The sequence below is a fragment of the Streptomyces sp. NPDC058985 genome (assembly GCF_042740985.1).
In the GTDB taxonomy this organism is placed as follows: domain Bacteria; phylum Actinomycetota; class Actinomycetes; order Streptomycetales; family Streptomycetaceae; genus Streptomyces.
Genome location: NZ_JBHYJX010000028.1, coordinates 23931 through 48282, shown reverse-complemented (window position 1 = coordinate 48282; position 24352 = coordinate 23931). Strand labels below are relative to the sequence as shown.

At 71.9% G+C, this 24352-nt stretch carries 23 protein-coding genes; 9 read left to right on the top strand and 14 right to left on the bottom strand.

The features are described from left to right. Positions 1–50: 50 nt before the first annotated feature. The 10 genes from ACFW01_RS23380 to ACFW01_RS23335 form a co-directional block, all read right to left on the bottom strand. Entirely contained in the window at positions 51–1415 is a 1365-nt protein-coding gene (locus ACFW01_RS23380) for a sugar ABC transporter substrate-binding protein (protein ID WP_234953363.1), read from the bottom strand. 50 nt (positions 1416–1465) lie between these two features. Next, a complete protein-coding gene (locus ACFW01_RS23375) occupies positions 1466–2995 on the bottom strand; it encodes a family 43 glycosylhydrolase (protein ID WP_384506265.1) in 1530 nt (509 codons plus the stop codon). Further along, entirely contained in the window at positions 2992–3837 is an 846-nt protein-coding gene (locus tag ACFW01_RS23370) for a PmoA family protein (protein WP_234953367.1), read from the bottom strand. The genes ACFW01_RS23375 and ACFW01_RS23370 overlap by 4 nt, the downstream gene beginning before the upstream one ends. Next, positions 3834–4991, bottom strand: coding sequence for a Gfo/Idh/MocA family protein (locus tag ACFW01_RS23365; protein ID WP_384506262.1), 1158 nt, complete (start codon positions 4989–4991; stop codon positions 3834–3836). Before ACFW01_RS23365 ends, ACFW01_RS23370 begins: the two co-directional genes overlap by 4 nt. After that, positions 4988–5887, bottom strand: a complete 900-nt coding sequence (locus ACFW01_RS23360; protein WP_234953371.1) for a carbohydrate ABC transporter permease — start codon at positions 5885–5887, stop codon at positions 4988–4990. Before ACFW01_RS23360 ends, ACFW01_RS23365 begins: the two co-directional genes overlap by 4 nt. Then, the gene (locus tag ACFW01_RS23355) at positions 5884–6819 is read right to left on the bottom strand and encodes a carbohydrate ABC transporter permease (RefSeq protein ID WP_234953373.1); all 936 of its coding nucleotides are present in this window, start codon (positions 6817–6819) and stop codon (positions 5884–5886) included. Before ACFW01_RS23355 ends, ACFW01_RS23360 begins: the two co-directional genes overlap by 4 nt. Before the next feature lie 99 nt (positions 6820–6918). Next, the gene (araD, locus tag ACFW01_RS23350; RefSeq protein ID WP_384506257.1) at positions 6919–8658 is read right to left on the bottom strand and encodes an L-arabinonate dehydratase; all 1740 of its coding nucleotides are present in this window, start codon (positions 8656–8658) and stop codon (positions 6919–6921) included. Next, the gene (locus ACFW01_RS23345) at positions 8655–9563 is read right to left on the bottom strand and encodes a dihydrodipicolinate synthase family protein (RefSeq protein ID WP_234953377.1); all 909 of its coding nucleotides are present in this window, start codon (positions 9561–9563) and stop codon (positions 8655–8657) included. Before ACFW01_RS23345 ends, araD begins: the two co-directional genes overlap by 4 nt. Next, positions 9560–10228 (bottom strand): GntR family transcriptional regulator, encoded by a 669-nt coding sequence (locus tag ACFW01_RS23340; RefSeq protein ID WP_161326117.1) that lies wholly within the window; start codon positions 10226–10228, stop codon positions 9560–9562. Before ACFW01_RS23340 ends, ACFW01_RS23345 begins: the two co-directional genes overlap by 4 nt. A 173-nt stretch (positions 10229–10401) precedes the next feature. After that, on the bottom strand, positions 10402–11004 hold the full coding sequence (locus ACFW01_RS23335; RefSeq protein ID WP_234953379.1) for a TIGR03086 family metal-binding protein: 603 nt from the start codon (positions 11002–11004) through the stop codon (positions 10402–10404). Positions 11005–11146: 142 nt separating this feature from the next. On the opposite strand from ACFW01_RS23335, the gene ACFW01_RS23330 reads away from it, so the two are divergent. Continuing rightward, positions 11147–12385, top strand: coding sequence for an MFS transporter (locus tag ACFW01_RS23330; RefSeq protein WP_384506253.1), 1239 nt, complete (start codon positions 11147–11149; stop codon positions 12383–12385). Between the two features lie 67 nt (positions 12386–12452). On the opposite strand, the gene ACFW01_RS23325 is transcribed toward ACFW01_RS23330, so the two are convergent. Together ACFW01_RS23325 and ACFW01_RS23320 are read right to left on the bottom strand one after the other, a co-directional pair. Next, positions 12453–13622: a hypothetical protein gene (locus ACFW01_RS23325; RefSeq protein WP_384506250.1), complete on the bottom strand. Its 1170-nt coding sequence runs from the start codon at positions 13620–13622 to the stop codon at positions 12453–12455. Next, on the bottom strand, positions 13619–14593 hold the full coding sequence (locus ACFW01_RS23320; protein WP_234953385.1) for a 5-dehydro-4-deoxyglucarate dehydratase: 975 nt from the start codon (positions 14591–14593) through the stop codon (positions 13619–13621). Before ACFW01_RS23320 ends, ACFW01_RS23325 begins: the two co-directional genes overlap by 4 nt. A gap of 194 nt (positions 14594–14787) precedes the next feature. Between ACFW01_RS23320 and ACFW01_RS23315 the strand changes: the two genes are divergently transcribed. The 8 genes from ACFW01_RS23315 (at position 14788) to ACFW01_RS23280 (ending at position 22532) form a co-directional block, all read left to right on the top strand. Further along, the gene (locus tag ACFW01_RS23315; protein ID WP_234953387.1) at positions 14788–15597 is read left to right on the top strand and encodes an NAD(P)-dependent oxidoreductase; all 810 of its coding nucleotides are present in this window, start codon (positions 14788–14790) and stop codon (positions 15595–15597) included. A 264-nt stretch (positions 15598–15861) separates the two neighbouring features. Next, the gene (locus ACFW01_RS23310; protein WP_234953389.1) at positions 15862–16632 is read left to right on the top strand and encodes a DeoR/GlpR family DNA-binding transcription regulator; all 771 of its coding nucleotides are present in this window, start codon (positions 15862–15864) and stop codon (positions 16630–16632) included. A gap of 99 nt (positions 16633–16731) precedes the next feature. Further along, positions 16732–18102 carry a sugar ABC transporter substrate-binding protein gene (locus ACFW01_RS23305; RefSeq protein WP_234953391.1) on the top strand — a complete coding sequence of 457 codons (1371 nt, stop codon included), beginning with the start codon at positions 16732–16734 and terminating at the stop codon, positions 18100–18102. Beyond that, positions 18099–19043 carry a carbohydrate ABC transporter permease gene (locus ACFW01_RS23300; protein ID WP_234953393.1) on the top strand — a complete coding sequence of 315 codons (945 nt, stop codon included), beginning with the start codon at positions 18099–18101 and terminating at the stop codon, positions 19041–19043. Before ACFW01_RS23305 ends, ACFW01_RS23300 begins: the two co-directional genes overlap by 4 nt. Next, on the top strand, positions 19040–19915 hold the full coding sequence (locus ACFW01_RS23295; protein WP_384506244.1) for a carbohydrate ABC transporter permease: 876 nt from the start codon (positions 19040–19042) through the stop codon (positions 19913–19915). The genes ACFW01_RS23300 and ACFW01_RS23295 overlap by 4 nt, the downstream gene beginning before the upstream one ends. Next, entirely contained in the window at positions 19912–20901 is a 990-nt protein-coding gene (locus ACFW01_RS23290) for a zinc-dependent alcohol dehydrogenase family protein (RefSeq protein ID WP_234953397.1), read from the top strand. Before ACFW01_RS23295 ends, ACFW01_RS23290 begins: the two co-directional genes overlap by 4 nt. A gap of 145 nt (positions 20902–21046) precedes the next feature. Then, on the top strand, positions 21047–21268 hold the full coding sequence (locus ACFW01_RS23285; RefSeq protein ID WP_384506241.1) for a hypothetical protein: 222 nt from the start codon (positions 21047–21049) through the stop codon (positions 21266–21268). Between the two features lie 64 nt (positions 21269–21332). Then, positions 21333–22532: a TerD family protein gene (locus ACFW01_RS23280; RefSeq protein WP_384506354.1), complete on the top strand. Its 1200-nt coding sequence runs from the start codon at positions 21333–21335 to the stop codon at positions 22530–22532. 43 nt (positions 22533–22575) lie between these two features. On the opposite strand, the gene ACFW01_RS23275 is transcribed toward ACFW01_RS23280, so the two are convergent. Further along, complete coding sequence (locus ACFW01_RS23275; RefSeq protein ID WP_234953401.1) at positions 22576–23130, bottom strand: TetR/AcrR family transcriptional regulator; 555 nt, start codon at positions 23128–23130, stop codon at positions 22576–22578. A gap of 71 nt (positions 23131–23201) precedes the next feature. Further along, positions 23202–24344, bottom strand: a complete 1143-nt coding sequence (locus tag ACFW01_RS23270) for an LAGLIDADG family homing endonuclease (RefSeq protein WP_384506238.1) — start codon at positions 24342–24344, stop codon at positions 23202–23204. Positions 24345–24352 lie beyond the last annotated feature (8 nt).

Sequence of the window (24352 nt, the reverse complement as noted above, 5' to 3'; positions counted from 1 at the left end):
CGCAGCCCGAACACAACGGGCCGTCCCACGGCGCAACCCGGCAGACAGAACTAACCCGCCTGCGCAACCCAGTCGGCCTGCGCGGCATTCAGCTTCTCGGCCAGCCCATCGAGGAACGACTCCGCGCTCATGTCCCCGAGCAGCACCTTCTGGAAGGCCGGCTCATTCTCCGACTTGGACAGCGTGTTCCAGTCCGGCAGGTAGTACGGCAGCTGCACGATGGTCGTCGACCCGTCGTTCAGCGCCTCCGCGGCCAGCTTCGTCGGCTCGGCCTGCTGGATCCACGCGTCCTGCCCGGCCCCGGTGTTGGACGGCACCTGCCCCGCCGACTCGTTGAACTTCGAGTTCTGCTCCTTCGAGATGGCGAACTCGATGAACTTCCAGGCCGCCTCCTTGTTCTTGGAGCTCTTGAACACGCCGAGCCCGTCGACCGGGTTGGACACCTGGACCCGCTTGCCGCCGGGGCCGACCGGCTGCGGGATGCCGCGGAACTTCTCGACCCCGAGCGCCTTCACGTGGTCCTGGTAGGAACCGAGGTTGTGGTTGAGCATGCCGATCGTGCCGGTGTCCCACTGCGCGACCATCTTGGCGAAGTCGTTGTTGACGTCGGCGGCCGGCGTGACCTTCTTGTACAGGGCGGCGTACTTCTCCAGAGCCGCGACGTTCTTCGGGTCGTTGACGGTGGTCTTCTTCTTGCCGGCGTCCCAGAACGAGGTGATGCCCGACTGCCCGTACATCGCGTCGAGCGCCTGGGCGATGGAGCCGGAGCCGCCGCGGATGGTGTAGCCGAACTCGTTCTTGCCCGCGTCGGTCAGCTTCTCGGCGGCGGCGTAGAACTTGTCCCACGTCGTGGGCGCGTCCAGCCCCGCCTTCTCGAACAGGTCGGTGCGGTAGTAGAGGACGCCGTTGTTGGCGGAGGTCGGCACCGAGTACAGGGTGCCGTCGCCGCCGCCGGCCGCCTTCAGGGACTCGACCATGTCCTTGTTGAGCTGCCCGTTCAGGGAGGACTTCGTGAGCCGGCCGTCCAGCGGCTCCAGCGCGCCCTGGGCGGAGAAGCCCGCGAGCATCGAGGCGGTGACGCCGCCGACGTCCGGCAGGCCCCCGCCCTGGATGGCGGTGTCGACCTTGGACTGGTACTCGGTGGCGGCGATCCCGACGTACTCCACGTCGATGTCCGGGTTGGCCTTCTCGAAGTCGGCGATGATCTCCTTCCAGACGGCCGTACGGATGCCGCCGTTGTTGTCCCAGAAGACGATCTTCCCCTTGCCGCTGCCCTCGGCGCCCTTGTCGCCGCCGGTCCCGCTGCCGTCGTCACCGCAGGCGGTGGCGGTCAGCGCGAGTACGGCGCCGAGGGCGACGGCGGCGGACGTGCGGCGCCTGCCTGTGCCTCTGCTGCTGAGCATGCTGATCCTCATTGGTCGGCTCTCTTCTTCTGGATCCAACAAAGGGGGGAGCTTCGGGTGGTTCAGTAGGTGGGCGGATGCGGACCGACGCGGAACCGCGTGAAGGTGGCCGCGCCGGCGTGTCCCTGGCCGGCCGGCGCCAGGGCGAACAGGCCGAGCAGGGCGCCGACCCAGCCCCAGGGTGTGGCGGCGAAGTCCCGGCCGGTGGGGCGCGGGCCGTCGCCCAGGTCGTAGGAGAAACGGCACCGGGCCCCGGTGACGGTCTCCACGCGCAGGAGCGCACGTCCTCCCGGTGCGGGGCGGGGCCGGTCGGCGTCCCGCTCGGCCTGCGCCACCGGCTCGGCGAACCGGTGCACCAGGTACGCCGTCCCGTCCGCGTCCCGCTGGAGCCCGATCCAGCGGTAGGCGTCGCCGAGCACCGCGAGCCCGGCCCGCGCGCCGGGCTCCTCGCTGTCCAGCCGCAGCTCCACCTCGACCACGCGGGGCTCGCCGGGGAGCCGTTGCGTGAGCACGCTCGGCACGCGGCGCAGGTCGTGCGCGTCGTCGGAGCGGACGCAGGCGAGGCGCAACCCGTCCCCCGAGTGCTGGGTGGCCCAGCCGTCGCGGGGGTTGGCCGTCCACGACCACTGGCGGCCGTGGCGGCCTCCGGGGAAGTCGTCGCCGGTGCCCGGCGCGGCGGGCGGCTGCGGCGGCAGCGCGGGACGCTGGTGCTCGGTGACCGGGGCGCCGTCGTCGCCGAGCACCGGCCAGCCGTCCTCGCCCCACACCATGGGCTGGAGGTGCACCACCCGTCCGTACGCGCCGCGCTGCTGGAAGTGCAGGAACCAGTCCTCGCCGGACGCCGTGCGCACCCAGCCGCCCTGGTGGGGGCCGTTGACGTCGGTGTCCTTCTGTTCGAGGACGACCCGCTCCTCGTACGGCCCGAAGAAGGAGCGTGAGCGGAAGGCGCCCTGCCAGCCGGTCTCGACCGACCCCGCGGGTGCCAGGATCCAGAACCAGCCGTCGTGCCGGTAGAGCTTGGGGCCCTCCAGGGTGAACCAGCCGGGGATGCGGTCCGCGTCGACGATCACCTCGCCCTCGTCCAGGACCTCGGTGCCGTCGGGGTGCATGCGGTGGCCGGTGAGGCGGTTCTTGATCCCGGAGCGGGATCTGGCCCAGGCGTGCACGAGGTACGCCTCGCCCGTCTCGTCGTCCCACAGGGGGCAGGGGTCGATCAGTCCCTTTCCGGCCTTGACCAGGCGGGGCGCGGTCCACGGCCCGCGGATCTCGGGGGCGTTGACCTGGAAGACGCCCTGGTCCGGGTCGCCCCAGAAGATCCAGAAGCGGTCGGCGTGGTGCCGCAGGGACGGTGCCCAGACGCCGCGGTCGGGGCCGGGCGCCGCGAAGGCGTGGGCGGGTTCCAGGCGGTCCAGCGCGTGCCCGACCAGGGTCCAGTTGACCAGGTCCCGGGAGTGCAGCAGGGGCAGGCCGGGGACGCGGCCGAAGCTGGAGGCGGTCAGGTAGAAGTCGTCGCCTACCCGCACGACGTCCGGGTCGGACCAGTCGGCGTTCAGCACGGGGTTGGTGTACGTCCGCGCCGTCTCGGGGGTCACCGGCCGACCGCCTTCCGTACCAGGGCCGCGGCGCCGTCGCCGTCGAGACGGCCGTCGGCGACGACGGTGACGATCCGGCGGACCAGGGTGTCCCCCGGGGCGACGGCCACCCGGTCGTCGTGGGCCAGCGACGACCCCACCCCCGGGTACTCCTCGGTGCGCACGAACCACGGGTCGCGCCGGGTGCGTTCGGTGGCACCGGCGAAGACCAGCGTCCAGCTGTCGCCCGTCAGCGCGAGCCAGTCGGCGCGGTGGCCGTGGACCTCCGGCTCGCCCTCCCGGCCGGCGGTGAAGACCCGTGGGGCCGCGTCCTCCTTGCGGGCCCGCCAGAAGAAGCCGCCGTAGGCCGCGCCGGGGCGCCCGTTGGTGGCGGGGCTGCCGAAGGTGAGCGGGGCCCCGGTGGCGTTGGTGAGGGAGAAGGTGAAGTCCAGCGCCCAGGCGGTTTCGGTGAGTTCGGTGGCGGCGACCGTGCGGCGTTCCCGCAGCAGCTCGGTGCCCGCGGCGACCCAGCGCAGTTCCTCGACGAAGCCGTCCGGGTCGCGGAGCTGGAAGGCGGTGTGCCGCTGCGCGCCGTGGTTGTCCAGCTCGGTCGGGCCACGGTCGCGGACGTAGGTGCGCCCGCCCCAGAAGTTGTGCCCCTCGACGTCGGGAACGGCGACACCGACGCCGAGGTGATGGAGGTGGTCGGCGGGGCGGAACTCGGTGACGGGGGTGCCGGCCAGGGTGGTGACGGGGTGCAGACAGGGGCGCGGGGAGAGCCGGGACGGCAGCTCGGGCCGGGTGAGGTACCGGGCGACGGGACGGCCCGCCACGCGCAGCACCGGGGTGTCGTCGACGGTCATCGGGCACTCACCTCGTTCAGCGCGTGCTCGGTGCGCGGTGCCCAGGGCGCGCCCAGTTCGGAGTAGAGGCCGAGGGTGTCGGCGGCGGCGGCCACGAGTCCGTCGACGCCGGGGACCACGCGGCGGCTCTCACCGGGGACGCGGTGCCAGGCGGCCGGGGGCAGCGGGTCCGGGTCGGGAGCCGTGCGGATCGCCTCCACGACCCGCATGAAGGCACCGGTCTCGTCCGGCGGCACCAGCAGGGCGGCGCCGGTGGTGAGGTGGTCGGCCAGGTTCTCCAGCAGGTCGGTGCGGCCGTACTGGTACTCCTCGGGACCGTGGCCGCCGCGCTGGAGCAGGATGCGGTCCTGCTTGTACCAGAAGGTGATGCGGCCGCTGCCGCCGTGCAGCAGGACGTACGGCTCGGCGGCCCGCTCGGCGCACAGGGTCGCGGCGACGGTGACGCGGTGCCCGCGCGCGGTGCCGATCCGCACGCAGGAGGTGTCGTCGGCCTCGATGTCGTTGGCGTGGCTCAGCTCGGTCTCGATGCCCGTGACGTCCTCGGCGCGGGTGGTGCCGCCGAGCGCGAGGGCGGTGGCGACGGCGTGCGCCAGCGGGTTGGTCAGCGCCCCGTCGATCACGTCGGCGCCGTCCATCCGTCGCCGGCCCGCCCAGGGCGCCCGGCGGAAGTAGGCCTCGTCCCGCACCCACGCCCCGGCCCCGCCGACGCCCACGATCTCTCCGATCGCGCCCTCGGCCACCAGTTCCCGGATCGCCGGCACCGCGTGCGAGCCGAGTGACTGGAACCCGACCTGGCAGGCGACGCCGGTCGCGGCGACCCCGTCGGCCATCCGGCGGAACTCGGCGTAGGACGGCGCCGGGGGCTTCTCCAGGAGCAGGTGCACGCCCCGCCGGGCGGCGGTCAGCGCGAGGTCGGTGTGGGTGGGGATCGGCGTGCAGACCACCGCGGCCCGGGCGCCGGTGGAGTCCAGCAGGGCGCCGAAGTCGGCGGACTGCTCGGGGAGTTCCCCGCCGGCCTCCTGCTCGGTCAGCGGCGTCAGTTCGCAGATCCCGGCCAGCCGGACCAGTCCGGCCCGCTCCAGGCGCCGGATGTTGGCGACGTGCCAGCGGCCGTGCCCGCGGGCGCCGGCGAGGACGACGGGAAGCGGGCTCATCCCTTCACCGCCCCCGCGCTGAAGCCGGTGATCAGCCACTTCTGGATGAAGGCGAAGACGATCACGACGGGGACCGCGGCGATGATGCCGCCCGCCGCGAGCGCGCCGAGGTCGACGCTGTCCGCGCTCATCAGGGAGTTGAGGCCGACCGGGATGGTCTGCTTGGACTGGTTGTTGAGGAACATCAGGGCGAACAGGAAGTGGTTCCAGGAGTGCACGAAGGCGAAGGAACCCACCGCGATCAGCCCCGGCCGCAGCAGCGGCAGCACGACGATCCGGAAGGCCCGGAACCGGCCGCAGCCGTCGACCCAGGCCGCCTCCTCCAGGGAGTACGGCACGTTCTTGATGAAGTTGCTGATCAGGATGATCGACAGCGGCAGCTGGAAGACGGTCTCGGCGATGATGACGCTGCCGAGCGAGTTGATCATCTGGAGTTCGGCGAAGATCTCGAACAGCGGCACGAGCAGCAGCGCGCCGGGCACGAACTGGGAGCAGAGCAGGCCGAGCATGAAGACCCGCTTGACCTTGAAGTCGAACCGGGCGAGGGCGTAGCCGCCGGCCAGGGCGACGAGGGTGGTCATCACCAGGGTGGCGACACCGACGTAGACGCTGTTCTGGAAGAAGGTGCCGAAGCTGCGGTCGGTCCACACCTTCTCGAAGTGTTCGGACGTCATCGGCCAGGGCACCAGCGAGGTCGAGCCCGCCGGGCGCAGCGCGAAGAGCAGGATCCAGTAGAACGGGACCAGGGTGAAGACGAGGTAGATGCCGAGCGGGAGGTAGATCTGCCAGCGGGGGACCTCGTCCCAGGCGGGGCGGCGCTTCCTGGCCGGCCGCGGCGGTTCGTGGTCGGCCCGGGCCGGCGCGGGGGCGGGCGCGATGGCCTCCTTGGTGATCACTTGTTCTCGCCTCCGAACTTGCTCAGCCGCAGGTAGACGATCGAGCAGAAGAGCAGGATCACGAACGCGACCGTGGTGAGGGCCGACGCGTAGCCGAAGTCGTGTGCGTCGACGCTGGTGTTGGCGATGTACAGCGGCAGGGTCGTGGTGACGCCCGCGGGTCCGCCGCCGGTCAGGGTGTAGAGCAGGTCCACGTTGTTGAACTCCCACACCGCGCGCAGCAGGGTGGACAGGATGATGGCGTCCTTCAGGTGCGGCAGCGTGATGTGCCAGAACTGCTTGAGGCGGCTCGCGCCGTCGACCTCGGCGGCCTCGTACAGGTCCTTGGAGACGGACTGGAGGTCGGCGAGGATGAGGATCGCGAAGAAGGGGACGCCGCGCCACAGGTCGGCGACGACCGCCGCGGAGAACACGGTCGAGGTGTCCGAGAGCCAGCTGGTGCCGTAGGAGCCGATGCCCATGTCGGCGAGGTACCGGGTGATGCCGGTCTGGGAGTTGTAGAGCAGCACCCAGATGGCGGAGGTCAGGACCCCGGAGACGGCCCAGGGGGAGAAGACCAGGGCGCGCCCGATGCCCCGGCCGACGAAGGTCTGGTTGACGATGAGCGCCAGCGCCAGGCCGAAGAGCAGTTGCAGCCCGACCTCGACGAAGACCCACTTGGCGCTGAAGACGAGGGTGTCCAGGAACACCGGGTCGTCGGTGAAGATCCGGACGAAGTTGTCGAAGCCCGCGAAGCCGTTGCGCCACGGCTTGGTGGGGTTGTAGTGCTGCAGGCTGTAGTAGAAGACGCTGATGACCGGATAGGCGATGAAGCCCAGCATCAGCAGGACGGCCGGCCCGATCAGCAGGTAGGGGAGCCTGCGCGGGGTGGCGGAGGCACGGCGCCGCCGGGGTGGCGCGGGCGGTTTCGCCACGGCTGCGGCTTGGGCCATGACAGTTCTCCGTTCTGGTTCTGGTACGTCGTGCGCGGGTCGTGCAGGAAGCGCTTTCTCGGCGTGCAGGGGGGTGCGGAGGTCTTTCGTGCGGTGGGGTCAGCCGGCGTACGGGTCCCGCACCGCGCCCGGGCGGGCCAGGAACTCGAAGTCGCAGCCGGTGTCGGCCTGGGTGATCTGTTCGTCGTAGAGCGCGCCGTAGCCGCGCTCGGCGCGGGCGGGCGGCGGCGTCCACGCCGCCCGGCGCCGTGCCAGCTCCTCGTCGTCCACGTCGAGCCGCAGCGAGCGCGCCTCGACGTCGAGGGTGATGGAGTCGCCGGTGCGTACCAGCGCCAGCGGTCCGCCGACGTGCGACTCGGGGGCCACGTGCAGCACGCAGGCGCCGTAACTCGTGCCGCTCATCCGGGCGTCGGAGATCCGGACCATGTCGCGCACGCCCTGCTTGAGCAGGTGGTCGGGGATGGGCAGCATCCCGTACTCGGGCATGCCGGGGCCGCCCCTGGGGCCGGAGCCGCGCAGCACCAGCACGCTGTCGGCGGTGATGTCCAGGTCCGGGTCGTTGATGGTGCGCTGCATGGTCCGGTAGTCGTCGAAGACGACCGCGCGCCCGGTGTGCTTGAGCAGGTGCGGCTCGGCGGCGATGTGCTTGATGACCGCGCCGTCCGGGCAGAGGTTGCCGCGCAGGACGGCCACCCCGCCCTCGCTCGCGACGGGGTTGTCCCGGGGCCGGATGACGTCGTCGTGGTGGACGAGGGCGCCGTCCAGCTGTTCCCGCAGCGTGTCGTGCGCGACGGTGGGCCGGTCCAGGTGGAGCAGGTCGGTGATGCGGGAGAGGAAGCCGGGCAGGCCGCCGGCGAAGTGGAAGTCCTCCATCAGGTACGTCTGTCCGCCGGGCCGCACGTTGGCCAGGACCGGCACCGTGCGGGCGATGCGGTCGAAGTCGTCGAGGGTGAGGGTGACGCCCGCGCGCCCCGCCATGGCGATCAGGTGGATGACGGCGTTGGTGGAGCCGCCGAGGCCGAGGACCGTGGTGACCGCGTCCTCGAAGGCGTCCGCGGTGAGGATGTCGCTCAGTTTGCGGTCCCGGTGGACCAGTTCCACGATGCGCAGGCCGGCCGCGGCGGCCATCCGGTCGTGGCCGGAGTCGACGGCCGGGATGCTGGAGGCGCCGGGGACCGTGACGCCGAGGGCCTCGGCGGCGGCGGTCAGCGTGGACGCGGTGCCCATCGTCATGCAGTGGCCGGGCGAGCGGGCCAGACCGCTCTCCAGTTCGTGCATCTCGCAGTCGCCGATGAGCCCGGCCCGCATGTCGTCCCAGTACTTCCACATGTCGGTGCCGGAGCCGAGGGTCTCGCCGCGCCAGTGCCCGGGGAGCATCGGCCCGGCGGGGACGAACACCGCCGGGAGGTCGACGCTGGCGGCGCCCATCAGCAGGGCGGGCGTGGACTTGTCGCAGCCGCCCATCAGCACGGCGCCGTCCACCGGGTAGGAGCGCAGCAGCTCCTCGGTCTCCATGGCGAGGAGGTTGCGGTAGAGCATGGGCGTCGGCTTCTGGAAGGTCTCGCTCAGCGTGGAGACCGGGAACTCCAGCGGGAATCCGCCCGCCTGCCACACACCCCGCTTGACCGCCTGGGCGCGGTCGCGCAGGTGGACGTGGCAGGGGTTGATGTCGGACCAGGTGTTGAGGACCGCGATGACGGGCTTGCCGAGGTGCTCCTCGGGCAGGTAGCCGAGTTGCCGGGTGCGGGCGCGGTGGCTGAAGGAGCGCAGGCCCGAGGAGACGCCGCTGCCGTACCACTGGTGGCTGCGCAGCTGTTCGGGGGATTTCCTGGGTGTCATATGGACCATCCGGCGGCGATGGCGGCGACCTCGGCGCGCTCGCTCTCGGGCAGGGGCTTGCTCGGCGGGCGGACCTCCCGCCGGCAGAGGCCGAGGGCGGCGAGGGCCTCCTTGACCACGGTGACGTTGTTGGCGGAGCCGTTGGCGGCGCGCAGCTCCTCGAAGCGGCGGATCTGCTCCCAGACCTTCATGGCGGCCGGGTAATCGCCCGAGCGAAGCGCTTCGATCATGTTCAGCGACACGGCCGGGGCGACGTTCACCAGCCCCGAGGTGAAGCCGGTGGCTCCCGCGCTGAAGTACGAGGGGGCGTAGGGCTCGGCCAGGCCCGCGATCCACACGAAGCGTTCGAGGCCGGCGTCGCGGGCGAAGGCGGCGAACCTGGCGGCGTCCGGGACGGCGTACTTGACGCCGAGGACGTTGGGGCAGGCGTCGGCGAGTTCGGCGAGGCGGGCGCCGGTGAGTTGCGCGTTGCGGATGTAGGGCACGACGCCGAGTTCGGGCACGGCCTCGGCGATGGCGCGGTGGTAGTCGACCCAGCCGCCCTGGGCGACGTAGGGGTGGACGGGCTGGTGGACCATCACCATCGAGGCGCCCAGTTCCCGGGCGTGCCGTGCGGAGGCGACGGCGGTCGGCAGGTCGTGGCCGACGCCGACCAGGATCGCGGCGCGATCGCCCGCCTCCTCGACGGTCAGTTCGGTGACCAGGCGCCGCTCGGCCGGGGAGAGGGCGTAGAACTCGCCGGTGTTGCCGTTGGGGGTGAGCGTCGTGACGCCGCCGTCGAGGAGGCGACGCAGCAGGGCCCGGTAGGTGGCGGGGTCGACGGAGCCGTCCTCGGCGAACGGGGTCACCGGGATCGCCACCACGTCGGCCAGGGCCGCCCGCTGGGTGTCGAACGTCGCTGTCATGCCTGACCGTCCTCTTCCTGGGCCGGCGTCCCCGCTTCGGGGAAGGCCCGCTCGACGAAGGACGCGATGTGCGCGTGCAGGGCGCGGGCCGCGCCGTCCGCGTCACCGGCGAGGGCGAGGCGCAGGATCTCCTGGTGCTCGCCGGCCTCCCGCTGCCAGGAGGGGTCGGCGGCCCAGGCGACGGCGGAGACGAGGGCCGCCTGGTCGCGGACCTCGTCGAGCATCCGGCCGAGCAGCGGGTTGCCGCAGGGCACGTACAGGGCGCGGTGGAACTCGCGGTTGGCCAGCGACCGTTCGGCCGTGTCGGTGGCCTGGTCGGCCCGGGTCAGCGCGGAGCGGGCGGCGTCCAGGGAGGCGCCGCGGCGCACGGCGCGCCGCAGGGCCTCGGGCTCCAGGAGCAGCCGCACGTCGTAGACCTCGCGCGCCATGTCCGCGTCCACCATGCGCACCGTGACGCCCTTGTACTGGCTCATCACGACCAGTCCGGTCCCGGCCAGCGTCTTGAGCGCCTCGCGCACCGGTGTCTTGGACACCCCGAACTGTGCGGCGAGGTCGGTCTCGACCAGGGCCTGGCCCGGCGTCAGCCGGCCGGTGAGGATGCGGCGTTTGATCTCCTCCAGCACGTACTGCGTGCGGGAGGGGATCGGCGTGGGCACAGAGGTCATGCGCGCCTCTCGGAGTCTCGCGTCGGATGCGCGGGCGCCGGACGTCCGGTCTCGGATATCCGATCTCGCGTATCGCGTCTCATATATGACGTACGGAGTACGACGCGTTGAAGGTAAGAGGGGCGCGAGGCCACGTCAATGCTTCTGACAAAGGAAGTTGGATGCTGCGGCTGCTACCGGGCGGGGCGGCTCCAGCCGGGGTCGCGTCCGCTCAGACCCACCGCGCGCTCCAGCAACGGGGCGTCGTCGGGCACGGCGACGACCGGCCCGAACATGCCCTCGTCCCGGTCGGCCTCCTCGGCGGCGGCGCTGAGCAGGCCGTACGCCGCCTGGAGGGCGGCCGGGTCGGGGCGGTACTCCTGGCCGGTCGCGCGGGCGAGGTCCCAGCCGTGGATGACCAGTTCGTCGGCGACGACGGCGCCGGCGACCTCGCCGGGCAGGTCGATGCCGCCGGCCCGGGTCATGCCGGTCCACGCGCCGGGGTCGCGCCAGGCCACCGCGAGTTCGCCGAGCACTCCGGACAGCTCCTCGCGCCAGCCGGGCCCGATGTCCGGCACGGAGGCCTCGGGGGCCGTGTCCGTGGTGGCGCCGAGGTCCTTGCGCGCGGCGTCGCGGAAGGCGGCGGCCAGGCCGGTCAGGTGGCCGAGCAGGTTGCGGACGGCGAGGTCGGGGCACGGCGTCGGGTCGGCCAGCCGCGCGTCGCTCACGCCCTCGGCGAGGCGGGCCAGGACCCGTGTCTGCGGGCCGAGATCGAGGGTCGTGGTGTCGTGGGTCATCGGGTGCTCCTCGGGCGACGGATGGGCCGGCTCTCCTGGGAGGTAGACCGATCCGGGCCGCGGAACTCATCGGCGGCGGGGGCGGCCGATAGGGCAGCTGCCCGATGTCCGGCGCCGGGCCTTAGGACCACGCTGACCAGGCATGACACCAAGGACGACGAAGACGACCCGGACGCGGGGGCCCTGGGCGGTGTCCCGGGTCCTGCGCGACCGCGACGCGGGCCTGTATCTGGCCGGGGTGGTGGTGTCCGGCTTCGGCACCTCGGCGCTGTGGCTGGTGTCCGGGGTGTGGGTGAAGGACCTCACCGGCTCGGACGGACTCGCGGCGCTGTGCGTGCTCGCGCTCTGGGCGCCGACCCTGGCCGGCCCGGCGCTGGGCACCGTGGCAGACCGCGTGCGCCGCCGGCCGCTGCTGATCGCCACGAGCCTGCTGACGGCCGGCCTCCTGCTCACGCTGTTCGCCGTCGACTCACCCGGCATGCTGTGGCTGCTGTTCGCGGTACTGGCCGTGTACGGCGCGGCCGGCGTCGTCCACGACGCGGCCGAGGCGGCACTCGTCGCCGCCACCGTCGAGCCGCGGCTGCTCGGCGACTTCAACGGGCTGCGCATCACCGCCAACGAGGGCATGAAACTGGTGGCGCCACCGGCCGGCGCGGCCCTCTACACGGCGTACGGCGGCCCGGGCGTGGCGCTGCTGGACGCGGCGACGTTCGTGCTGGCCGCGGGGGTGTACGCGGCCCTGCGGGTACGCGAGGCACCGCCGCCCCGCCCCGCGGTCAACGGATGGCGGCAGGCGGCCGAGGGCGCCCGCCTGCTGTGGGGCCACCCCCGGCTGCGCCCGCTCGTCCTCGCCGGCGGCGCCACGATGCTGTGCGCCGGTGTCAACGGCGCCACGGTCTACGCCGTCGTGGACCGCCTCGGGCACTCCCCCGCGTACGCGGGTGCGCTGTACGCCGCCCAGGGGGCCGGGTCCGTGACGGTGGGGCTGCTGGCCGGGCCCGCCCTGCGGCGACTGGGCGGGCGCCGCTTCGCCGCCGCCGGAATCGCCCTGCTCGCGGTGGCGGTCGCGGCGCGGGCGGTCCCGGACGACGCGGTGGCCCTGGTCTCCGGCACGGCGACCGGCGCGGGGCTGCCCGCGGTGCTGATCGCCGCCCTGACCGCGGTCCAGCACGAGACGCCCGGACCGCTCCTGGGCCGGGTCACCGCGACGGCCACGTCCCTCGTCTTCGCCCCCAACGTCGTGGGCCTGGCGGCGGGGGCGGCCCTGGTGGAGCTGACGCCCCTGCACCTGCTGCTGCCCGCCCTGAGCATCGGCCTGCTGACGACGGCGACGCTCATCGCCCGCCGCCCCCCGGAGGATCACGGGCGCACGCCGCTGTGACGGACCGGCGGTGCCGCCCCCGAACCCGGGGCCGAGCCACGGGGTCTGCCTCTGCCGCTCCCCCGGTTCACCGCCCCGCGAGTGCCGACCGCACCCCCCTCAGGTCGGCGTCCGACGCCAGGCCCGCGTGGTACAGGCGCAGCTCCGTCGCGCCCCGTTCGGCGGCGTGGGACGCGTCCGCGGCGAGGGTGTCCGGGCTGCCGCCCATCCCGGAGACCACGGTGAGGTTGGCGGCGAGGACGGCACCGGCGCGGTCCTGCTCGGCGAAGGGCGTCAGCAGGGCCGCGCCGCCCGTGCAGGGCACGACCACGCCGTCCGCGACGGACAGGATGTGCGCGGGGTCGACGCCGGCGTTGGCGCCGCAGTGGTGGGACACGGGGTCGGCGTGCAGCAGGACCTCGAAGTCCGGGGGAGCCACGGCGCGCACGGCCGCGACCGCCGTCTCCTGGAGCGTGCGGGCGGTCGCGTCCCGCCACGCGCGCGTGGCGTTCGCCGCCGCCGCGCCGAGGAGCTTCTCGACGCCCGCCCATCCCCCGTCCGAGGGCTCCGTTCGCCGCCACACCGGCTCCAGCGCGGTGCGCACGGCGGCGGCCAGTTCGTCGGCGTCGAGGCCCTGACCGGCGTATCCGCCCCGGCAGTCCGCGCAGAAGCAGAGCGCCATCAGGTACTGCCCGGCGTCCCCGAGGGCGACCCCGCCGGTCTTGTCGTGCGCGTGCAGATGGGCGAGCCCGTACCAGCCGAGGGACTCCAGTTCGGTGCCGCGCGCTCCGGGCCGCACCGCCGCCTCGGCGGCCAGGTCGGTGAGGTACGCGCGCGTGGCGGGCTGCGCGATGCACGGCGCCCAGGGGTAGCGGTCGCCGTAGGCGTTGACGACGGAGGTGTGCGGGTGCTCCGCGCCGAGGCGGGAGTTGTGGGCCAGGACGACCCACGTGCTCACCTCCAGGCCCGCCCGCGCGAGGGCGTCGGCCGCCTCGCCCCAGGCGTCACCGGGCGCCCAGTCACCGGCCCGGTACGGGCGCGGCACGCGGCCCTCCCAGCGCGCGGCGTCCGGCGGGTAGAGCACGGCGGAGTGCTCGGCGGTGACGACGCGGTGGCGGGGGTGACGGGGGGTGAGCGCGCGGGTCGAGTGGTACGCGGAGGCGAGCGTCACCTGGGGCACGCCGAGGTCCGCCAGGCGCGCGGGGGCTTCGGGGTCGCCGTTGACGTCCCACGGGTAGACGAACGCCGACGCCTTCACTTGCCCTCCCCCGCGACGGACTCCGCGACGGGCTCCGCGTCGAGCAGCGCGTAACCCCGCTCGATGATCCGGGCGAGCCGCTTCACGTGGTCCTCGGCCGGCTCCTGCAACGGCGTCCGCACCTCCCCCACGTCCAGGCCGCGCAGCCGTACGCCCGCCTTGACCAGGGCGACGGCGTACCCGTGGCCCTGGGCGCGCAGTTCGACGAAGGGCCGGTAGAAGCCGTCGAGCAGACGGTGCACGAGCGCGTCGTCGCCGGTGCGCAGCGCCCGGTGGAAGGCGAGGGCGATCTCGGGGGCGAAGCAGAACGCGGCGGAGGAGTACAGGGTGACGCCGAGCGCGCGGTAGGCGAGCTGGGTCTGCTCGGCGGTCGGCAGGCCGTTGAAGTACAGGAAGTCGCCGCCGGGCAGCGCGGTGCGCACGGCGCTGATGATGCGCTGCACCAGGTCGAGGTCGCCGAGCCCGTCCTTGAGGCCGACGATCCCGTCCGTGCGGGCCAGTTCGACCACGCTCTCCGGGGTGAAGACGGCGTTGTCCCGCTGGTAGACGATCACGGGCAGGGAGGTCGCGGCGGCCACCTCCCGGTAGTGCCGCACCAGCCCCTCCTGGCCGGCGACCACCAGGTAGGGCGGCATGGCGAGCAGTCCGTCGGCGCCGGCCGCCTCGGCGAGGCGGGCGTGGCGCACGGCGAGGGCGGTGCCGTAGCCCGCGCCCGCCAGCACGGGCACCCGTCCCGCCGTCTCCTCGACCGCCGCGCGGACGCAGACCTCGAACTCCTCGGGCGTGAGGGCGTGGAACTCGCCGGTGCCGCAGCAGGCGAACACCGCGGCGGCCCCGGCCGCGACCCCCTGGCGCACATGGGTGCGGTAGGCGTCGAGGTCGAGGCCGCCGTCGGGGCCGAACGCCGTGACGGGGAAGAACAGTGGCCCGCTGGGGGCCGTGATCCGTTCGGCGAGAGGGGCTGAGGTCACGGGCGCTCCCCATTCTCATACTCATGATTCGTGTCTATATTTCTGAACGTGACCACGCTAAGCCGCCCCGTGCACACCGTCAAGCAGGGCGCCCCCTTGACGACGCACAACCCATTCCTTAGCGTGTCCACGGATATGAACGCCAGGCACGCACCCGCACAACTGCCGCCGCAGCAGACCTAGGAGTCCCGAGGATGCCCGCTCCCCGCACCGTCCTGCTCACCGGCGCCGCCGGCGGCCTCGGCACCCTGATGCGGGACCTGCTCCCCGCCCACGGCTACGCACTGCGCCCGCTCGACCTGCGCCCCGTCGAGGGCGAGCCGGACGCGATCGTCGCCGACCTCGCCGACCGGGACGCGCTGCGCGAGGCGGTCCGCGGCGTCGACGCGATCATCCACCTCGCGGGCATCTCCCTGGAAGCCCCCTTCGAGAAGATCCTCAAGGCGAACATCGAGGGCACGTACAACCTGTACGAGGCCGCCCGCGAGGAAGGTGTCCGCCGCGTCGTCTTCGCCTCCTCCAACCACGCCGTCGGCTACACCCCGCGCCCCCGGGGCGACGACCCCCTCATCCCGGTCGACACGCCGCGCCGCCCGGACACCTTCTACGGCCTGTCCAAGTGCTTCGGCGAGGACCTGGCCCAGCTCTACTGGGACAAGCACGGCATCGAGACCGTCTCCGTCCGCATCGGCTCCTGCTTCCCCGAGCCGACCAGCGTGCGCATGCTCTCCGTGTGGATGAGCCCCGCGGACGGTGCCCGCCTCTTCCACGCCGCCCTCACCGCCGAGAACGTCGGGCACACCGTCGTCCACGGCTCCTCGGCCAACACCCGCCTGTGGTGGGACCTCACCTCCGCGCGGGCGCTCGGCTACGAGCCGCAGGACGACTCCGAGCCGTACGCGGACAAACTCGTCGCGGAACAGGGCGCGCTCGACCCGGACAACCCGGCACACGCGCACCTCGGCGGCCACTTCGTGACCGACCCCCCGATCTGGCCGTACTGACCGGAACACGACCCCACGAGAAGCGGACGGGCACCGAACGGGCCCGTCCGCTTCCGTATGCGGGCATCCGCACTGCCCGTTCTCACCCCGTCCCCTGCTGCGCCCCAGGTCCGAGACGGGCAGCCGACGCCGGAAGCGGGCACACACGGGCAGTATCGGGTCCGCAACAGACCTGGTCAGTGCCGCCCGACCGCTGTAGAACTTCCCCCACGGGCCCGAACGGGCAACGACACGGCGACGAGGCGGTGAGGCAGGGTGTTCGGCATGGGCACGAGGACGGCGGAAGAGCGCCAGCGCGAGATCGTGCGGATCGCCCGCGCCACCGGTTCGGTCGACGTCACCGCGCTCGCCACCGAGCTGGGCGTCGCCAAGGAGACCGTACGCCGGGACCTGCGCGCGCTGGAGGACCACGGCCTGGTCCGCCGCACCCACGGCGGCGCCTATCCGGTGGAGAGCGCCGGGTTCGAGACCACGCTCGCCTTCCGCGCCACCAGCCACGTGCCCGAGAAGCGCCGGATCGCCTCCGCCGCCGTCGAGCTGCTGGGCGACGCGGAGACCGTCTTCGTGGACGAGGGCTTCACTCCCCAGCTGATCGCCGAGGCCCTGCCCCGGGACCGGCCGCTGACCGTGGTCACCGCGTCCCTGCCGGTCGCCGGCGCCCTCGCCGAGGCCGACGGCACCTCCGTCCTGCTGCTCGGCGGCCGGGTCCGTCCGGGCACCCTGGCCACCGTCGACCACTGGACGACGAAGATGCTGGCCGGCTTCGTCGTCGACCTGGCGTACATCGGCGCCAACGGCATCTCCCGCGAGCACGGCCTCACCACCCCCGACCCCGCGGTCAGTGAGGTCAAGGCGCAGGCCATCCGGGCCGCCCGCCGCACCGTGTTCGCCGGCGCGCACACCAAGTTCGGGGCGGTGAGCTTCTGCCGGTTCGCGGAGATCGGCGCCCTGGAGGCGATCGTCACCAGCACGCTGCTGCCCACCGCCGAGGCGCACCGCTACTCCCTGCTCGGACCGCAGGTCATTCGCGTCTGAAACCCGACCCACTCCCCGCACGGCACACCCTCACGCGCACGGCACACACACCCACACCCCTCAATGCCCCATACCTCCCCATATGTTCAGGAGCGATCCATGCGAACCCAGAGCCGACGGAGGCCGCGAGCCACGCTCGCCATGGCCGCCGCAGGGACGCTGCTCGCCCCGCTGCTCACCGGCTGCTGGGTCGGGGCGGGCGGCGCCGGATCCGGCGGCAACGCCATCAACGTCCTGATGGTCAACAACCCGCAGATGGTCGAGCTGCAGAAACTCACCGCCGACCATTTCACCGAGGAGACCGGCATCAAGGTGAACTTCACCGTGCTGCCGGAGAACGACGTCCGCGACAAGATCAGCCAGGACTTCGCCAACCAGGCCGGGCAGTACGACGCCGCCACCCTCTCCAACTACGAGATACCGATCTACGCCCGCAACGAGTGGCTGCAGCCGATGGACCCCTACGTCGCCGAGGACCCGGCGTACGACGAGAAGGACATCCTCGGCCCGATGCGCGAGTCCCTCACCGGCGACGACGGCAAGCTCTACGGCCAGCCCTTCTACGGCGAGTCGTCCTTCCTCATGTACCGCAAGGACGTGTTCGCCCAAGAGGGCCTGAAGATGCCCGAGCACCCCACCTGGACCGAGATCGCCGACCTCGCGGCCCAGTTGGACGGCGCCGAACCCGGCATGAAGGGGATCTGCCTGCGCGGACTGCCCGGCTGGGGCGAGCTGATGGCACCCCTGACGACGGTCGTGAACACCTTCGGCGGCACCTGGTTCGACAAGGACTGGCAGGCCCGCCTCGACTCGCCCGAGTGGGAGAAGGCGACGAAGTTCTACGTCGACCTCGTCCGCGAACACGGCCAGTCCGGCGCCGCCCAGTCGGGATTCGCCGAGTGCCTCAACAACATGACGCAGGGCAAGGTCGCCATGTGGTACGACGCCACCTCCGCGGCCGGGTCCCTGGACGCCGCCGAGTCGCCCGTCAAGGGCAAGGTCGGCTACGCGCCGGCCCCGGTCGAGAAGACGGACTCCTCCGGCTGGCTCTACACCTGGGCCTGGGGCATCCAGAAGGCCTCCCGCAACGCCGACAAGGCCTGGAAGTTCGTCTCCTGGGCGTCCAGCAAGGAGTACGAGCAGCTCGTCGGCAAGGAGATCGGCTGGTCCAACGTCCCGGCCGGCAAGCGCGCCTCGACGTACGAGAACCCGGCCTACGTCAAGGAGGCCGCCGCCTTCCAGGAGATGACCAAGGAGGCCATCGAGGGCGCGAAGCCCAACGACCCCGGCGTCCAGCCGCGGCCCGCGCCCGGCATCCAGTTCGTCGGCATCCCCGAGTTCACCGACCTCGGCACCAAGGTCTCCCAGGAGATCAGCGCGGCCGTCGCCGGACGCCAGTCCGTCGACGAGGCCCTGAAGAAGTCCCAGCAGCTCGCCGAGAAGATCTCCGAGGAGTACGAGGGACGATGACCGCCACGACCACGGCCCCCTCGGCCGCCCCCGACCAGACCCGCCCCACCGTCCGCCCGCCGTCCTCCCGGCTGCGCGCCTGGGCCACCCGCGCCCCGCTCCTCCCCGCCCTGATCTTCATGATCGCGGTCACCCAGCTGCCCTTCGTGGCGACCCTGGTGATCTCCTTCTTCGACTGGAACTCCCTCTATCCGGACGCCCGGCACTTCACCGGCTTCGCCAACTACGGCGACGTCCTGGGCGACCCGGACCTGCGCCAGTCGGTGTGGACGACGATCCTGCTGACCGTGGCGGTGGTCCTGGCCAGCCTCGTCCTCGGCCTGGCCCTCGCCCTGCTGCTCGACCGGCGGTTCAAGGGCCGGGGCGTGGTCCGCACCCTGCTGATCGCGCCGTTCCTGGTGGTCCCGGTGGCCGCCGCCCTGCTCTGGAAGCACGTCCTCTACAACCCCGAGTACGGCCTGCTCAACGGGCTGCTGCACTACGTGGGCGGACCCCAGCCGGACTGGATCTCCAACACCCCGCTGCTCGCCGTCGAGTTGTCACTGATCTGGCAGTGGACGCCCTTCATGATGCTGATCCTGCTGGCCGGCCTGCAGAGCCGGGACCAGCAGCAGATCGAGGCCGCCCGGGTGGACGGCGCGGGCGACTGGCAGATCTTCGTCCACCTCACCCTCCCCCACCTGCGCCGCTACCTGGAGTTGGGCGCCCTGCTCGGCTCGATCTACATCGTCCAGAACTTCGACGCCGTCTTCACCATCACCTCCGGCGGCCTGGGCACGGCCAACCTGCCCTACACCGTCTACCAGAGCTTCTACCAGGCCCACGAGAACGGCCTCGCCTCGGCCGCGGGCGTCCTGGTCGTCATCGGCTCGATCATCATCGCCACCTTCGCGCTGCGCGTGGTGTCGTCCCTGTTCCGCGAGGAGGTCGGCCGCGCATGAGCGCCACCGCCGTACGACCCGCCACCACCACCGCCAAGCCGGCCCGGACCCGCCGCAAGGCCGGCGCCGGACTGGGCCTGGTGGCCTGGCTGGCCGGCATCGTCTTCTTCCTGCCCATCGCGTGGATGGCGCTGACCTCCTTCCACTCGGAGGCGGACGCGGCCACCAACCCGCCGTCCTTCGCCGCGTCACTCACGCTGGACGGCTACCGCGAGTTCTTCGGCGCCGGCGGCGGTGCCAGCCCCTGGCCCGCGCTGATCAACTCGGCGGTGGCGTCGGTCGCCTCGACCCTCTTCGTGCTGGTCCTGGCCCTGCCCGCGGCCTACGCCCTGTCCATCCGCCCGGTGAAGAGGTGGACGGACGTCCTGTTCTTCTTCCTGTCCACCAAGATGCTGCCGGTGGTGGCCGGCCTGCTGCCGATCTACCTGTTCGCCAAGAACACCGGGATGCTGGACAACATCTGGCTGCTGGTCATCCTCTACACCTCGATGAACCTGCCGATCGCGGTCTGGATGATGCAGTCCTTCCTCGCCGAGGTCCCGGTCGCGATCATCGAGGCGGCCCGGGTGGACGGCGCGAAGCTGCCCACGATCCTGGTCCGCGTGGTCGCCCCGATCGCCCTGCCGGGCATCGCCGCGACCTCCCTCATCTGCTTCATCTTCAGCTGGAACGAACTGCTCTTCGCCCGGGTGCTGACGGGCGTGGTCGCCGAGACCGCCCCCGTCTTCCTGACCGGCTTCATCACCAGCCAGGGCCTCTTCCTGGCCAAGGTGTGCGCCGCGTCGCTCGTCATCTCCCTGCCGGTGCTCGCCGCGGGGTTCGCCGCCCAGGACAAGCTGGTCCAGGGCCTGTCGTTGGGAGCCGTGAAATGAAGGCCGCCGTCATCGAGTCCGTGGGCCGCGCCGTCGTCACCGAGGTCCCGGACCCGACGCCAGGTCCCCGGGACGTCGTCGTCGAGGTCGCCGCCTGCGGCCTGTGCGGCACCGACCTGCACATCCTCCAGGGCGAGTTCGCGCCCAAGCTCCCCATCGTGCCCGGCCACGAGTTCGCCGGCCAGGTGGTCGGCGTCGGCGCCCAGGTCACGGAGGTGTCCGTCGGCGACCAGGTGGCGGTCGACCCCTCCCTGTACTGCTTCGAGTGCCGCTACTGCCGCAACGGCCACAACAACCTCTGCGAACGCTGGGCCGCCATCGGCGTCACGACGGCGGGCGGCGCGGCGCAGTACGCGGTGGCCCCCGTGGCGAACTGCGTGAAGCTCCCCGAGCACGTCCGCACCCAGGACGCGGCCCTGATCGAACCGCTGTCCTGTGCGGTCCGCGGCTACGACGTCCTCCAGTCCCGCCTCGGCGCCCACGTCCTGATCTACGGCTCCGGCACGATGGGCCTGATGATGCTGGAGCTGGCCAAGCGGACCGGCGCGGCCAGCGTCGACATGGTCGACCTCAACCCGGCCCGCCTGGAGACGGCCCGCGGCCTCGGCGTCACGGGGTCGGCCGCGACGCCCGACGAGCTGGACCGCCCCCAGGGCTGGGACCTCGTCATCGACGCCACGGGCAACGCGGCCGCCATCCAGGACGGCCTGGACCGGGTCGCCAAGGCGGGCACCTTCCTCCAGTTCGGCGTCGCCGACTACGCGACCCGCGTGCAGATCGACCCGTACCGCGTCTACAACCAGGAGATCACCATCACCGGCTCGATGGCCGTCCTGCACAGCTACGAGCGCGCGGCGGAGCTGTTCGCGAACGGCGTCCTCGACCCGGACGTCTTCATCAGCGACCGCATCGAACTGGACCGCTACCCCCAGGCCCTGGAGCAGTTCGCGGCAGGAGTGGGCCGCAAGATCGTAGTCGTCCCGTGACCATCTAGCCCGTCCGGCGTTCGAGGACGAGGCCGAAGGCCGAAAGGGGGGTCTGGGGGCGCAGCCCCCAGGGACGGGAAGGGAAGGGGCGGCGGGGGCGAAATCCCCTGGGCCGGCCGCCCCACGCCACCGTACGATCCCCCGCATGCCCAGACCCCACAGCTTCGCCTACACCGCCACTGCGAACGGCACCGTCCACATCACCCACCACAACCGCCCCGCCACCACCCTGGGCGGCTCCCGAGCCGCCCGCTTCCTCGAAGAGGTCACCTCCGGCGACCCCCAGCTGGTCATGGCCCGCTGGACGGGAAACTACAAGCGCGGCAACGAACGCACGGCCCGCGACCACCCCCGCAACCGCCGCTGACCCGATTGGCCGCCGGGTAAGGGAACGGTAAAACGCGCTCGCTCGTTCACCCGGCATGACAGCTATGACCCCCGGCTCGAACATCCCCCTCGCCGCCGCCCGCGTGACGGTGGACGTCGCCGCTCCCGTGCGGCTCGACGTATCGGGCCTGCTGCTCACCGCCGACGGCAAGGTGCGCTCCGACGACGACTTCATCTTCTACAACCAGCCCGCCGGCCAGGGCGTGACCTACCGCTCCGGCGGCGGCACCGCCCCGGACGCGATCGTGGTCGACACCTCCGCCGTCCCGCCGGGCATCGAGAAGATCGTCGTCACCGCGAGCCCGGACGCCGCGGGCCAGACCTTCCAGGGCATCGAACCGACCGCCACCATCCGCAACGCCGACGACCAGTCCGTCCTCGCCACCTTCACGCCCCCGCAGCTCGGCGCCGAGACCGCGCTGGTGATCGTGGAGGTCTACCTGCGCAACGGCGCCTGGAAGGCCCGCGCGGTCGGCCAGGGCTACGCCAACGGCCTGGCCGGCATCGCCACCGACTTCGGCGTCACGGTGGAGGAGCCGGCCCCGGCCGCTCCCCCGGCCCAGCCCCAGGCGGCCGCCCCGCCGCCCCCGCCCGCCGCCGCGCCCACGATGCCCGCCGCTCCGCCCGCGGCACCGCCGGCACCGCCCGCCCCCGCCCCCGGCGCCGGGAAGATCAACCTGGACAAGGGCCGGGTCAGCCTCCAGAAGAACCAGACCGTGTCCCTCGTCAAGGGCGGCCGGCCGGTACTCTCCCAGGTCAAGATGGGCCTCGGCTGGGAGCCGGCGTACCGCGGCAAGGACATCGACCTGGACGCGTCCGTCATCGCCTACGGCCCGCAGCGCAACCACATCGACAGCTGCTACTTCGGCAAGCTCTCGATCGTGAACGGCGCGATCAAGCACTCCGGCGACAATCTGACCGGCGAGGGCGGCGGCGACGACGAGGTGATCGTCGTCGACCTCGGCCGGCTCCCGCAGGAGGTCAGCGGCCTCGTCTTCACGGTGAACTCCTTCTCGGGCCAGAAGTTCACGGAGGTCGCCAAGGCCTACTGCCGCCTCATCGACGCCGCGAGCGGCGAGGAGCTGGTCCGCTTCGACCTCACCAGCGCCGAACCGCAGACCGGCGTGATGATGGCGAAGCTGATCCGCCAGTACTCCGGCGAGTGGGAGATGACCGCCATGGGCGACTTCGTCAAGTCCCGCACGGTCCGGGGCATGGTGAAGCCGGCCGGCCAGGCACTGTAGCGGCCCACACGGCAAAGGGGGCGCCCGTCCGCGGGGCGCCCCCCTACCGCCGTGTCAGCCCCTCCATGAGCAGCGACAGATACCGCCTGACGGGCGTGGGGCCGTCCTCCCCACCCGCGGACTCGGCCGCCGTCACCACGCCGTGCACCAGCCGCAGCACCTCGATCGGCTCGACGTCCCGGCGCAGCGTCCCCGCCTCCTGCGCCGCGCGCACCAGCCGGTCCGCAGCGCCCCGCACACACTCACCGCACGCCGTGTCCACGGCGGTGCCGAGCAACGCCTTCATCCCGCGGACCTGGATCATCCCGACGCCCAGCTCGGTCAGCCACGCCTGCAACGCCTCACCCGGCGGGCGCTCGGCGGCGATCGGGTCCGCCCGCGCCGCGATCGCCTCGATCCGGTCGAGATAGGCAGCCTCCAGCAACGCCTGCCGCGTCGGGAAGTGCCGGTACAGCGTCCCGACCCCCACCCCCGCCCGCCGGGCGATGTCATCCAGCGAGGCACCCTCACCGTACTCCCCAAAGGCCACGCCCGCGGCTTCGAGCAATCGCTCCCGATTACGCCGGGCGTCCGCACGCATAGGCCGGACCTGCGCCATCCCGGTACTCCCTGCACACAGACGTTCGTCGCCGCACCCTACCGCGTGGCTCGGGTCCCTTCGAGAGGAGTTCACACGAAAGCGCCAGTCACAACACCGTTTGCAATGTACAGATGAGATGGGTTGATCTTGATGCCGTAGACCCCTCTCACACCAGCCGCCGAAACGGAGACGACGCGATCCCACATGATGGTGCTGGCATAGCCGCGGGGACCGGTCGCGGATCGACGGAAAGCTCGTCCTCGCGCCGCCAACGATGTCAATGCCGCAGCCTTGTGGTCAGCCCGCAAGCTCACCATTTCACCGAATCGTGCAATGGAGCGGCCGTCAGCCACACGAAGTCGCCAGAGTGGCTTCGGGCTGTGGTTGTTTTTCTTGCTACTGATGCTGCTCTGAATACCCAGTCGCAGCAGCATGTCGCCGAGTTGACGGACGAGACGCTCCGAGATGTTGGCAAACTCGACTTGACGCAGTCCTACCGAACCGTCGCTGTCGAACAACCCGGCCGTAAGACCGCAGACGAACGTCTGACTGTACGGCAGGCCGGCTACTCGCTTTTCTTCGCCCTTCAAGCCCCACACCTGGTGCTCGGCAAGAATGTCGCGCAACGCGTTGCGATGCCACTCGGGATCGGTGAGACGAATTCGCAGCCAGGTACCGTTGTCTTCCACTCGGACTTGACAGCCATGCTTATCGGCATAGTCGCGGAGTTGCTGGAGGGTTCCGTCATCATGCCCCGTCCAGGTCGGAGTACGTCCGGTCATGTTGCCGTCTCCGAGCATCGATCCTACAAACCAGCCATCCCACTCGTCACCGAGAGTCCCGAAGAAGGACGCGGTCAGCGGCGCAGGGATGGAACACCCCGGCACCAATTCTGACGTCGTCTGCCAGGTCGGGCGGCGGGAGCCCTCACGACTCCGCACCGCCCATCGATGGTTCCCTGTCGCTTCGATCAGCCGGCCCGAAGCAAGCCGGACGGCGAGGCAAGGCTTCGGCCCGTCGCTGATCCAGCGCTCCGGAAGTGCAGCAGCCAGGTTGCCGACCGTCTGGTCCCGTGGTGGATACGGCCGCCCGGGCTTGGCCGCCCGAAGGTCCCACTCCTTGTCAAACGCGAGTACTGCGAGCTCTTCCGCTACAACACGCTCCACGGGTGCAACGGTGCCATCCGGAAGCCATACCGGGGTTCCCTCCGCAAGACCCTCGAAGTTGGACATGGCTGAAC